This is a genomic window from Pseudoalteromonas sp. S16_S37 (assembly GCF_014694405.1).
Classification (GTDB): Bacteria; Pseudomonadota; Gammaproteobacteria; order Enterobacterales; family Alteromonadaceae; genus Pseudoalteromonas.
Genome location: NZ_JAAUWV010000005.1, coordinates 72,237 through 85,227, shown reverse-complemented (window position 1 = coordinate 85,227; position 12,991 = coordinate 72,237). Strand labels below are relative to the sequence as shown.

10 protein-coding genes are annotated in these 12,991 nt (G+C 40.5%); 5 read left to right on the top strand and 5 right to left on the bottom strand.

All coding sequences use genetic code 11. The features are described from left to right. Entirely contained in the window at positions 1–846 is an 846-nt protein-coding gene (gene djlA, locus HC733_RS04355) for a co-chaperone DjlA (protein ID WP_190363822.1), read from the top strand. 86 nt (positions 847–932) lie between these two features. On the opposite strand, the gene HC733_RS04350 is transcribed toward djlA, so the two are convergent. Continuing rightward, positions 933–1,778: a DUF3530 family protein gene (locus tag HC733_RS04350; protein ID WP_190363821.1), complete on the bottom strand. Its 846-nt coding sequence runs from the start codon at positions 1,776–1,778 to the stop codon at positions 933–935. A 157-nt stretch (positions 1,779–1,935) separates the two neighbouring features. On the opposite strand from HC733_RS04350, the gene HC733_RS04345 reads away from it, so the two are divergent. After that, positions 1,936–2,874, top strand: a complete 939-nt coding sequence (locus HC733_RS04345; protein ID WP_446727614.1) for a DUF368 domain-containing protein — start codon at positions 1,936–1,938, stop codon at positions 2,872–2,874. Between the two features lie 343 nt (positions 2,875–3,217). Beyond that, entirely contained in the window at positions 3,218–4,597 is a 1,380-nt protein-coding gene (gene nhaD, locus HC733_RS04340) for a sodium:proton antiporter NhaD (RefSeq protein ID WP_238937434.1), read from the top strand. On the opposite strand, the gene HC733_RS04335 is transcribed toward nhaD, so the two are convergent. Next, positions 4,589–5,584, bottom strand: coding sequence for an ATP-dependent 6-phosphofructokinase (locus tag HC733_RS04335; RefSeq protein ID WP_194709970.1), 996 nt, complete (start codon positions 5,582–5,584; stop codon positions 4,589–4,591). The two genes, nhaD and HC733_RS04335, sit on opposite strands and share 9 nt — an antisense overlap. 305 nt (positions 5,585–5,889) lie before the next feature. Next, positions 5,890–6,291, bottom strand: coding sequence for an MmcQ/YjbR family DNA-binding protein (locus tag HC733_RS04330; protein ID WP_190363819.1), 402 nt, complete (start codon positions 6,289–6,291; stop codon positions 5,890–5,892). A 554-nt stretch (positions 6,292–6,845) separates the two neighbouring features. On the opposite strand from HC733_RS04330, the gene HC733_RS04325 reads away from it, so the two are divergent. Next, entirely contained in the window at positions 6,846–7,040 is a 195-nt protein-coding gene (locus HC733_RS04325) for a hypothetical protein (protein ID WP_342365984.1), read from the top strand. Positions 7,041–7,042: 2 nt separating this feature from the next. Here the strand turns inward: HC733_RS04325 and HC733_RS04320 are convergent, their stop codons facing one another. Both HC733_RS04320 and HC733_RS04315 read right to left on the bottom strand, forming a co-directional pair. Next, complete coding sequence (locus HC733_RS04320) at positions 7,043–9,295, bottom strand: putative bifunctional diguanylate cyclase/phosphodiesterase (protein ID WP_190363818.1); 2,253 nt, start codon at positions 9,293–9,295, stop codon at positions 7,043–7,045. Between the two features lie 213 nt (positions 9,296–9,508). Then, the gene (locus HC733_RS04315; protein WP_190363817.1) at positions 9,509–12,181 is read right to left on the bottom strand and encodes an insulinase family protein; all 2,673 of its coding nucleotides are present in this window, start codon (positions 12,179–12,181) and stop codon (positions 9,509–9,511) included. Between the two features lie 167 nt (positions 12,182–12,348). Between HC733_RS04315 and sixA the strand changes: the two genes are divergently transcribed. Continuing rightward, positions 12,349–12,816, top strand: coding sequence for a phosphohistidine phosphatase SixA (gene sixA, locus HC733_RS04310; RefSeq protein WP_190363816.1), 468 nt, complete (start codon positions 12,349–12,351; stop codon positions 12,814–12,816). The last annotated feature ends 175 nt before the right edge of the window (positions 12,817–12,991 follow it).

Here is a 12,991-nt window from a genome sequence, read left to right as displayed (position 1 = left end):
ATGTGGGGTAAGTTACTCGGAACCTGTTTTGGGTTTATGTTTGGCCGCTGGATTGGTGCGATACTAGGTTTTTGGCTTGGCCACATGTTCGATAAAAGCCTCAAGCAGAATTTTGATAAGGTCGGTGGTTTTCAAGGCTTTTTTAGCGGAGATGATTTACATCAACGCCAAGCATTGTTCTTTTCCAGTTGCTTTGCGGTGATGGGCCATATTGCCAAATCAAACGGTCGAGTAAGCGAAATACATATTCAGGCTGCTACCGCGTTTATGGACGAAATGGGCTTGCATGGAGAAAATCGACAAGAAGCTCAAAACGCGTTTCGAGCGGGGAAAGATCCTGAGTTTCAGTTAAAAGAAGCGATTGCTGATTTTAAAGAAGTATTTGCGCGTCGTTATGATCTGCTGCAGTTATTTTTGGAAATTCAAATACAGATGGCATTTTCTGACGGTCACTTAGCTGCACAGGAAAAACAGTTATTGCAAAAAGTGAGTCAATATTTAGGGATTTCTGCAACCCACTTTCGTTTTATTTTAAAACGCTATCAAGCGGAGTTTAATTTTCGTCAACAGCAGCAGCGCTTTCAGCAAAGTCAGCAAAACCATTATCAGCGTAAAGAGCAAACACAGCCTGAACCCGCATTTTCCAAAACGCAAGCACTTGCGGTATTGGGGTTGCAAAGTGATGCCAGTGACAAGGATATCAAACGTGCTTATCGCAAACTCATGGCGCAGCACCATCCTGATAAGCTGGTGTCACAAGGCCTACCTGAGCATATGATGGAAGTGGCTAAGCGCAAAAGCCAAGACATTCAATCTGCCTATGAATTTTTAAAGAAGGCCAGTTAATGGACTTGAATGTGTACAAATATTTGTGAGGCGGCTGATCACACTGTACATCAGTAACGGCAGCTTTAATGCCCTAGTTTCATATTTTAAAGCTGTCTTAAAAAGCCATCTAATTCTTTTCGTAAACGTTCATGCTGCCTAGGTTCGGTACTTAAACCAAATAACTCTCTTTGCCGATAGTCATATTTATTATTACGCAAAACCCAGCGCTTTCTTTGTTTGGCATTGTTATGGATAGTCGGATTGTCTAGCGAGTAAATGATGTCAAGCAGCGGTGGACTGACTAAAGATAAAACAGCGGGTAAATGCTTGTTTCTGTCTATATTTGGTAACTGTGCACTAATGGCAATAAAAGCATCAATATTGGTTTTAGGTAAAGAAGCTAAATATTCAGAAAATACACCAGCACTGACACCGTGAGCAACGACTACAACTTGGTCTTGATTGGTAATGACTAATTGTTGATACAAAGCGTCAAAACTTGAGATCAGCTGCTCCTTGTAATCATCCAACATAGCTTCAGACCAAGGGCCTGCATAAACCTTTTCTTTATCTGGGGTCGCTTGTTCGATATTAAATAAGCCTGCTTGCCAATTTAATTCAGGTGTTTGTAACGCATAAGTATCAAAACCATCGTCAGTCAGCGCTTGAGATAAATAGCTTAAACCGTGTACTGATAAAGGGCTATCACCAGCACCAGGGAGCAAGATCACAACGCCTCTTTTACTGGCACTCATATAAGGGGAGAAAAGTGTTACGACTTTCCCATTATCCGTTTCAAGCTCAATTAACTTATCAGAAAAGTATTTCGCTAAGTCTTGCTGCTCTATCTTAGTACGCGGCTGTGGCATAACAAAAGGCGCAGGAGCTGCAACGCTATTTAGGCTAAAGATGAATAACACACAGTACAGAACAACGCTCAAAAAATGCATGGCGACTTAATCATCAAATGGAACAATACTCAGTTATCGGCAACAGGCGACTTTTTTTTAATAAAAACTTACTTCTAGGAAACGAAGACGATTGCAATGCTGTTGGCGAGAATTCAATTAAGTTAAACTAGCAGCAAATTAAAAATGGAGTACAAATGTGACACAGCAACGTGATTCAAAGCGAGACTATATATGGTTCTTTTTAAAAGGTGCGGGAATGGGAGCAGCTGATGTTGTGCCCGGAGTATCAGGGGGAACGATAGCATTTATAACGGGGATCTATTCACGTTTCTTACACGCACTTAAAAGCTTTGATTTGGATGCATTGGCAGTTCTAAAAAATAATGGTTTCAAAGATTTTTGGCGTCACGTTGACGGATACTTTTTGTTGTCTGTATTTGCGGGCTTATTGACTAGCGCTGCATCGCTTGCTAAATTAATCACCTACCTACTAGCACATCATCAAATTTTGGTGTGGTCATTTTTCTTTGGTTTAATCGTTGCTTCGTTTATTCATGTTGCTAAACAAGTAAAGCAGTGGCGTTGGCAAACAATACTTAGTTGTATCGTTGGTGCAGTAGCAGCTTTTGTCATCACTACAATTGCACCTTCTGAAGCGATTCCTCACTGGTGGATGTTTTTTGTCGCGGGCGCAATCGCCATTTGTGCGATGATTTTACCGGGTATCTCTGGCAGCTTTATATTACTGTTACTGGGAATGTATGGACATGTACTAAACGCGGTGACAACCAAAAATATCACACTTGTAGCGCTGTTTTTAGGCGGATGTGTGGTTGGTCTGATGGCTTTTTCACGCTTTTTATCTTGGTTATTAGATAAATATGAACAAGTGACATTTTCTTTGTTGGCTGGATTTTTGATAGGGTCTTTGAATTTACTTTGGCCATGGAAAACCGTGCTCTCTACGTATATCAACTCACATGGGGTTGAAAAACCGCTAATACAGCAAAATGTTACTCCAATGGAGTTTGCCAGTGTCACCGGGATATCACCTCAGACTGGTTTATGTATTGCTTTGGCAGTTGCTGGTTTACTACTCATTTTAGCGGTAGAAAAACTCACCGAGAACAAATAGCGTTTTACGCCAACAAATCTAAACTTGCAACTAAGGGGTATACTCCTTAGTTGCAAACAGCCGCTAACGGTCTAATCGTTATTTTCTTGTTTGTGTCTAAGAAGTTATGCTTAAGATGCTAGTGCGTATCAAGTATTTACTACCCTTATTTGTACTCAACTCGCCACCCCCATGAATTTGTCCATCAGCTTTTGTTGTGCACTCACCAAATTTTAATTTCTATGCTTACAAAGTGTGCTATGTTTTTTATAGAAACGAAAACCCTTGAGTTATAACAATAAAATATTAAGGTAAAAGTATGGGTGCAATTAACAGCAAGCTTGGCTTGTTTATTCTACTTCTTATGGGGTTTACTGCGCCGGCATGGGCAAGTGGAGAAAAAATAGATTTAACATCTTCTAGTATCGGGATAATTTGTATTGTCATCTTTGTTGTCGCATACGCGCTTGTTATGCTTGAGGAAAAACTGCACCTGAGAAAGTCTAAACCTGTGCTAGTGGCGGCAGGGATAATCTGGGTTCTCATCAGTATTTATTATGTCACCCATGATATTTCTCATGTTACCGAAGAAGCATTTAGGCACAATCTGCTTGAATATGCAGAGCTGATGCTTTTTTTGCTCGTGGCAATGACATACATCAACGCATTAGAAGAGCGTAAGGTATTTGATAAATTACGGGCGTGGATGATCCAACGAGGCTTTAGCTATCAAAGTCTGTTTTGGATAACTGGCTTTCTCGCATTTTTCATCTCTCCAATCGCTGATAATTTAACCACCGCATTACTTATGTGTGCTGTAGTAATGAAAGTTGCTGAAGGTGATAAGCGTTTTATTAACATCAGCTGTATTAATGTTGTTATTGCTGCGAACGCGGGTGGGGCATTTAGCCCTTTTGGTGATATTACCACGCTTATGGTTTGGCAGGCTGGGCTTGTAGAGTTTAATGAGTTTCTTTCTTTATTTGTGCCCTCACTGGTAAATTATATGGTGCCAGCAGCCATTATGAGTTTGTTTGTAGAAAAGAAAAATCCTTCAGCGGTGTTCGCTCCTGTCGCTATGCAGCGAGGCGCTAGACGGATTCTCATTTTATTTTTGCTAACAGTACTGACCGCAGTTTTATGCCATAGCTTGTTACATATGCCTCCAGTGATGGGAATGATGATGGGGCTTGGTTACCTGCAGTTTTTTGGTTATTACCTCAGGATCACTTTAAAAAGACGACAAACTAAGGCACAAAGAGAAGGGGACCGCCGACGTATCGACATGTTAGGAAGTATGGTGCCATTTGATATTTTCAACAAAGTTGCTCGCGCAGAGTGGGATACGCTACTGTTTTTTTACGGGATTGTTATGTGCGTGGGAGGTTTGGGCTTTTTAGGTTATTTAGGCTTATTATCTGAGGTGCTTTATGGGCAATGGAGTGCTACAAGCGCGAATGTGTTCTTAGGTATTTTGTCATCAGTGATTGATAATATTCCGGTCATGTTTGCGGTATTGTCTATGCAGCCCGATATGTCGCACGGTCAGTGGTTACTGATCACACTAACTGCGGGTGTTGGCGGTAGTTTACTGTCTATTGGCTCTGCCGCCGGTGTCGCTTTGATGGGTCAAGCTAGAGGCTACTATACGTTTTTTGGACACTTAAAATGGGCGCCAGTGATTGCGTTAGGCTACGCTGCTAGTGTCCTAACACATCTGTGGCTAAACGCTGAGTTATTTTAAGTAATGGGTTAATTGCCCTTGGTGAGCTTTCACCCAGTGACTGCTCACCGGTTTTGGCGTGTTAATTACGTCATCTAATGAAGTGGCAACAATAGTGCCAGACAATTTACCAATCATTACACTATCTTGGCCATTTAAAATGGCGTCAACAGATGCTATTCCAAGCTCTGTAGCGAGATTTCTATCTTCAGGAACTGGACTCCCTCCACGTTGAATATGACCTAAGATACATAATGCGCTGTCGACTTGACCTTGTTCGCTTAAGCTAGCTTTTAATGCATGCGCACCACCAGGCCATAAATTTTCAGCGAGTACAATTAAAAAGCTGCCATGAGTGCGTTGTTGCTTTTCTACACCTTTGAGTATTTCTGCAACTTTACTGTTGGCTTGACTTGGAGTGAAGTTCTCGAAAGAAATGATGGCTTCTGCACCTGTCGCAATACCGACATTAAATGCGATATGGCCACTGTGTCTACCCATTACTTCAACAATAAAAATGCGCTCGAATGCATTTGCCGTATCGCGAATTTTGTCGATGGTATGTGTTGCTGTTGTCACGGCGGTGGCAAATCCTATTGTAGCGTCTGTTCCGCTTAAATCATTATCAATGGTACCAGGCAGACCAATAACAGGCTTTTCCCAATGTTGTTTGATCTCTTTTAGGCCTTTTAAAGAGCCATCGCCGCCGATAACTATCAGTGCATCGATATCATGCTTTCTTAGGGTATTGCATGCTTGCATAACCCCTTCGTCAGAGAGCATTGCTTGGCAACGCGCGCTTTTTAAAATTGTGCCACCTTGTTGTAATGCTGAGTTAATATCAAATTGATGCATATCGACATGTTGATCATTAATCAGTCCATTATATCCATGGTAAAACCCGACACATTGCAATTGGTGATAGTCACAACTTAAAACGATCGCTCGAATTGCTGCATTCATTGCAGGTGAGTCACCACCGCTAGTTAGTACTGCGACTTTCTTCATGATATTCCCTCGTTAAGATATGTAATCTCAGCTATGAATAGGCGAACTTTTCCATACTCTACGTAGCTTGCATTTGTAATAGCCAGCCATTACTACACAACAGTGCCGATAACACAAATTACCAAAATATTTGCTATTGCAAAACCTTTATCCACACCTGAGTTTATGTACTTTGATTATAGACAAAGTCATTTATAACTTAATCAATATCAAGATGCTTATAGAGTGTAAAGAGAAGAGTTAATAGATATGAAAATAAGGAAATGGCCCCCACTTTTGCGTGGGGGAGGCCAAACTTTACCAAATTATTTGTTTAGTGTACCTGCAATTTTTGCAAGCTCTTCTTTTTGTGCAGTTGGTAAGTTATCAACAACGATATCATATGATTTATCAATCATTTCTTTGATTTTATCTTCAGGCACTGAGCCATCTAAGATAATCGTGTTCCATAAACGTTTGTTCATATGGTAACCGGGCACAATAGCTGGAAACTCATCTCGAAGTAACAATGCTTCATCAGGATCGCACTTCAAATTAAGCCACCAGACTAACTCACCGTTAGCATCAACCTGACCTTCTTTACCTTCTGATAAGGTCGCGAACATCTTATGTTGCACTTTGTATACATCGGTATCCTGTGCAAATGGTTGTGTAATAAACGTTGCAGGTTTACTCTGCAAATAGTCGTGTACGCTTTTATGATCCATTGATCGTATCCTTGACGTAACTAAATAATTTAAAACAACATGATTTAATTTTAGCAGCTATTGTAAAAATACTATAATCACCGAGCTTTAAATGCACAGCTTAAGTGCATCCTAACTCTCACTTTTAAGCAAAGTGTTTACCTAAAACAGGTCATCAAGCTTAGATAAGTTCAATTTGTTTGTTTTAGAGTACAAAGTCCTAATGATACGTATCGCTCCATGTGTTCTTAAATATGAACATTACGGAGCTTGTTTTATGATGCATCACATCAACGCAGACAACGTTGATTAATGCAAAAAAACAGTCTGCTAAGAAAAAACCATACCTCGTAGTTTCAATTTACAACACAGTGTAGACAACAATTAAATAAATTATTTAATAATCAAGCGAGTATCAAATAAGTATGAATTTTTTTACTTATCAAACACTGATTTGTGGTGCTATTAAATTAAATAATGCAATATTTTGCAACAATTAATGTTTGGTTGTACAAAAAACACCCTTTTTGATATGATCCGCAACCTTTCAATATTGCCCTAGGTTTGCGTGAATTATGATGTGGTTTTTGTTGTCGTTGTTAGGTGCTGTGATTCTCTATGTGGAAGCTGTTCGTAAAGGGATGCCGATTAAACGTTGGGTGTTTGCTGGCCTTATGTGTGGCCCCGGCGCTTGGTATTTATTTAACGTACATCATCGCAGAGCTTGGCTGCGCAGCCAAGTGACAAAGTATTGTGTTTGGAGAGCGTAGCACTAGTTAACGACTTTCAAATGCGGGTGGTTATTGTTTTCGCGCTGTTTCTGTGCTTTTAGGAAAGCAGTAAATTCGCTGGCAGACAGTGGTTTAGAGTAAAAATACCCTTGAATAGTTTGACAGTTCAACTGTTCTAGTGCTGCTAACTGTTCTGCTTTTTCTACGCCCTCAGCCACCACATGTAGATCTAAGTTATGCGCAATGGTCACAATAGAGTCGACCATATTTCTACCTCGTTCAGAAACCATGTCATCTACGAACGCTTTGTCTACCTTTAGCGTGTTAAGAGGAAATTGTTTTAAGTAGGCGAGTGAGGAATATCCAGTACCAAAGTCATCGATGGCCAGATGTATTCCACGAGCGCTGAGAGAGCGCATGATTGAAATTGCTTCTTTGGGATCATCCATTATGGTTCCTTCCGTGATTTCTAACTCAAGGAAATAAGAAGGAAGCTGATTTTTTTGCAAGATAATATCAATTCTAGTCGTTAAGTCTGGTAGGCTAAATTGTTTAGCTGACAAATTTACCGCCACACGGCCATCAAACAGGTCTTGATCAATCCAACGTTTTACATCTTTACATGCTTTATCTAAAACAACCTCACCGATTTCAATGATCTGTCCTGTTTCTTCAGCAATTGGAATAAAGACACCAGGACTAATGATACCTTTTTTAGGTGTTATAAAGCGTACTAATGCCTCCATGCCAACTAAGCGACCTGTCTTTATATCCATTTTTGGTTGGTAATATACAACAAAATGGTCTTCTTTGAGACCAAAGCGCATTAAGTTCTCAATTTGTAATCTTTTAACCGCTTGTGCGTTCATTGAATCATTGAAGAACAAGTAGTGGTTACCTTTTTGCTTGGCGTGATACATCGCTGTATCTGCATTTTTTAGCAATATTTCAGGAGTAGAACCATCTTCTGGAAACAGTACAATGCCTACGGATGACGTTATTACTAGCTCATGATTAGCCATTTTAAAGGGGGTTGCGATAGCCGCAAGAAACTGTTTCGCAGTACGAGTAATGGTATGAATGTCGTTGGTGCCAGACATCACTAACGCAAACTCGTCTCCGCCAAGGCGGTATAGCGTGTCTTTTTGTCGTACTAATTTATTTAGTCGCATGGCCAGCTTCGCCAACAGACTGTCTCCGAGTTGGTGTCCTAGGGAGTCATTAATTTTCTTGAAGTTGTCTAAGTCGAATACCAACAGCGCGTGATGGGTGTCTTGGCACGCAAGTTTCTTTAAATTGGTAAAAAATAAATTTCGATTGGGCAGGCCGGTTGTTCTATCTCGGTTTGATAAGTTATGTAATTGCGACTCGGCCTTTTTTCGCTCCGTTAAATCTGAATAAACAACGACATAGTTGGTTATTTGACCATGAGAGTTTTTTATTTCGTCTATTGTGACTTCAATTGGTAGTAGAACGTCTTTGTGATTGCGAAGTCGAAGCTCTTCTTGCCAGTGATCAGTTTCTTTAAGACTTGTTTTGACTTGATTAATATAACGCTCGTCATAGCCTGGTAAGCTAAACGCTTTGCCAATGTATTGGCTTCTATTGCCACCAAATAACACTAAGTAACTGGGATTTAAGTCCACAAGACGAAAGTGATGGTCGTAAATAGCAATAGCATCAGTGAGGGATTCGACACACTTAGCAAATAGATTTAAGCGTTCTTCGGTACTTTTCAAGTGACTAATGTCGCGAACAGTTCCCGTCATTCTTATTGGATTTAAGTTACTGTCCTTTTCAATTATCTTGCCTCTATCAAGCACCCAGTGATACTGATCTAAATTGTCTTTGAGTCGATAGCTGGCCTCAAAAAAAGCTGTTTTTTCAGCGAAGTGCTGTTTCAGTAATTTATCAACGAGCGCTAAGTCCTGAGGGTGAATTCGGTGTGCATTAGGAATAAAGTGATTTTTGCCACTTTTGTGCATCATATACTTATCGTTGATCCGCACTACTTCACCAGTTGCAATATTCCAATCCCATAGTGTGTCGCCGCTTCCTTCTACCGTGCTTTTTAGTCTTTGTTCAGACTGTTGTAATGCGGTTTGCGCACGTTTAAGTTTTCTATTGCTGTAAAGTAAATAAATAGAGAGGAAGATAAAAGTTACACAGATCCCCGCCCAGAGTGGTTCTAGGTGATGTAGCTGTTGATTAAGGTTAAGTGCTAATGAGGGGGCGCTAAGCACTGAGTTCAACAGCATCATGATGATTATTGCTTTTATTGTTTGTTTTATCATAGATGCACAACTCTTTTTCGCACGCCCTAATCTAAATGAAGCGAGAGAGTGAGTCAAAGGGATTTATTATATTTGTGTCTTTTTTAGGTCCCCAAATTGATATTTGATTGATATTTTTGCAATTTTCAAACAGGGTGTTGCTTTCTATCGCTATTTTGATAGATAAATTCAGATTTCACTGGTGCTGTATGTGTACGGCAAGCCAATTCACCTTTAGTTACAACGTAGCGCAATTTTAGGATGGGAAGGCGAAAACACCTTGTTTACATAACTTATGAGTTGCTCTTTTTGCAAGGTATCGAGTTGCTTAACCAGCCTTTTTTGCATGTTAAATTGATGGTCATCATTGGTTATTGCTATCCAAAACCGCTGTGCACGTAACCTTAAGTTTTTATCTTTTTCTGCGATTTGCAATCGCAGTGCTCGTTTGGTGTCACGCCAAGCTTCATCATCAAGAGAGTCAAGCTGCGCTATGAACTCACAGATAAACAAATCATGCTTTTTTTGAAGCTGCTCAGCGTCCACATCGGGTGATTGGATATAAAATGCAACACCGGCTCTGGTATTGAAAGGCGCGTACCCTGCACCTACCAAATAACCTAACTGTTGCTGTGTACGTAGTGTTTCAAAATATTGATGACTAACGAGCTGGTTGAGGGTCATCAGTGCTACTTTTTCGAAGACATCTTCTGTTTGTGCTTGAATATAGTATACCAAGGCATGGTCGCAGTTAGCTTTTTCGATGTGATGCTCTTGATAGCTATCCAATACAATCAGTGGCCGTTTTAAGTCTTCTAGTATTTCACTTTTAGCAAACAGTTTGCGCAGCTTTTTTTGCATGCTGTGCGCGTGCTCTTGTTGCCAGTTACCATGTAAAAAAGCTTTGATATGAACAGAATCAAAAAATTGACTCCTGAACTGGCAAAACTCATTGAAACTAATGTTTTTAATTGCTTTAGCTAAAGCAATTGGTTCGGGATTCCAAGGCATCAGTTTGGCACCCAGTACGCTGAAAAGCTCACTTACTGGCTTATTGTGGTTATGGTTTTTCCAGTGCCTAATAAGTTGTTTTTTGTACTCTGCAAAACGAGGCGCACTGATCACTGCGTTTAGCATATGCTCAAGTAGTTGCAAAGCTAAGGTTATTTGGTTTCCTGAGAGCCCTGCTGTGTGTAAGGTGAGTCCGCCTTGGTGCGAGTTTATATGGTAGTTAAGTCCTGCAAGTTCAGCTGGGTAATACTGTTCTGCCATGCTGTCCATTAATAAATCAGCAAATAAGCGAGTCAGTGCCATATGTTTGGTATTTTTAATGCTCAGCAAAGAATCAATTTCTATGTAGAAGTGACCTTTGGTGACGCGAAAGGTGGCGTCTTGTTTAAACCAAAAAGCAAACCCCGGCTTATCTTTAAGCAAGTCTGGGATTTGGCTTTGTTGTGTAACTTCATATAGTTCGTTTTCAACTTGGAGGTAGGGATTGACCTTAGGTAATTGCATCTCTGGCAGTGGGGTATCAATGTTATCCAAAGCATTTAGCCATTCGCTGCTCAGTCGTTCAACTTGATAAGGCGTGTGATACCACTTCGCTTTTAGTTGTGCATTGACATCAGGATGGATCAGGACAATACGCATATTTTTGGGAGTTAAATAGCCACACAGTCGAGTATGCAAGGTTTCATCAAAGCCTTGCATTATATAGTCACCATACAAGTAATCGTCACTTTCATAGTGGTGCATATTGACGCTAATGGTGCTAACCGACTCTAGTAAGCGGCTTGGCTCTTGGTTGTTAAATGCGATATCCAGTAAAGTTTTTTTATCTTTATATAGCCGAGGCAGAGAGGCTGTGTTTGACTTAATTAATGCGATATATTCAAACAGCATCTCAACAATATCTTCATAGTAATCAATGCCTTCATCAGTTAGTGCAAAACTGATGTTAAAGTCTTTAAAATTACTGCCACTTATCCCACCACCTGCAGATAGTGCATTGATCCACCCTTGCTCCTTTAAAATAGAATAAAGGGAGCCTTCTCCTTCGTAACCGAGCAGGTGTGCTAGAAAGCTGGCACATTTATGTTTATATAAGTTGTCGATACCATCCATAGCGAAGCTGACAATGAGCTTTTGCATGTGCTTTCTTGGGGCGATATGTAGCAATAACCCTAAGTCTTGGTCTCTATAGAGCTGAACTTGAATAGGCGCTTTGGGAGTTTTCGACCCTTTAATAGCACTAAATAACTCTCGTGCTTGCGTTTCTAACTCTACTAAGGAGTGGGGGCCAGCTAAAACGAGCGTCATCCATTGTGCTTGATACTGCTTTTCAAAAAAGTCTCTTACTTCTTGGGCTATACATACTTCGCGGTTTTCTAATGTTTCTCGGTTGCCCACCGAAAACTTGGAAAACGGATGCAAGGGGTTGACTGTTTCTTTATGAACTTGATAAATCCGTCTGCCGTCATCTTTTATCTTCATTTTGAATTCGGCATCGATGGCATTTCGCTCATTTTCGGTTTGTGAAACATCTAATAGAGGGTCAATAAAAAACTCTGCAAACAACGCCAGCGCACTAAAAAATTGTTGTTGAGCACAGTCAAAAAAGTAGCAACTATGCTCAGTGCCAGTCCAAGCGTTGCTTTGCCCACCAGATTGACTGATAAATTGTGAAAAATGACCTGGCTGTGGGTGTTGCTTAGTACCCAAAAATAACATATGTTCTAGAAAATGCGCCATGCCTTGCCGAGCGATAGGATCGTCGAAGTGGCCAGCGTTAACAGTGAGAGCTGCGGCTGATTTATCGCTCGAATAATCACTGACTAGTAAAACTTGTAGACCATTGTCGAGTTTGAGCTGGTGATATGTGCGATTATCATTATTACTAACTTTCAAATTGTTGCCGCCGATATAGAAAATGTGAGCAAAGAGACGATAAGTGAACTATTTATATGGTGTCACTTTACTTTAGGTTTAAGAGTCGTTTGTTTTAATATAGCGAACAAACACGGTAATTAGCTACTGGTTATCTGGCAAATTTAACAAGAATATTCGAGAGTGCGATGAAAACTATTCTAATTATGCGTCATGGCGAAGCTGCACCAGTGAAGGTAAATGATGAATCGCGACCACTGACTGACCGAGGTGTAAACCAGGCAAAAGAGATGGCATGGTGGTTAAAGGGGCATTATAGACCGCAAGCGTTGTTGGTTAGTCCATACACCAGAGCGCAGCAAACGGCGCAGCAAGTGCTGGCTATCAATGATGTGACCTACGTTGAAATATGCAAAGATATCGTCCCTACAGGTAACGCAGCATTTGCGATAGATTATCTTGAAACCTTGATCAGCCTAAATACAGAGTTAAATGTATGGCTTATCGTTGCTCATATGCCAATAGTGAGCTATTTGGTGGAGCAACTGTGTCCAGAGCACTTGCCTATCTTTAACACCGCAGCTGTTGCTGTCATAGAATATGACGAAGTAGCGCAAAAGGGGACTTTTAAGAGTATGAATTCTCCTTCTCTGTAGCTGTTTTTGTTCTGGCTTACTGAATTTTTACTGTGTCTCTAAATTATTAACAGTTAGGTTTCAAAGGTAGGAACGGTTATGTCATTGAAATCATTGATGGGTGGGGTGTTGCAAGGACATATGTCCTTACTGGTTGCTTTTTTTGTTGCTAAAAGCTGTAAACGTCTGGCTTCTT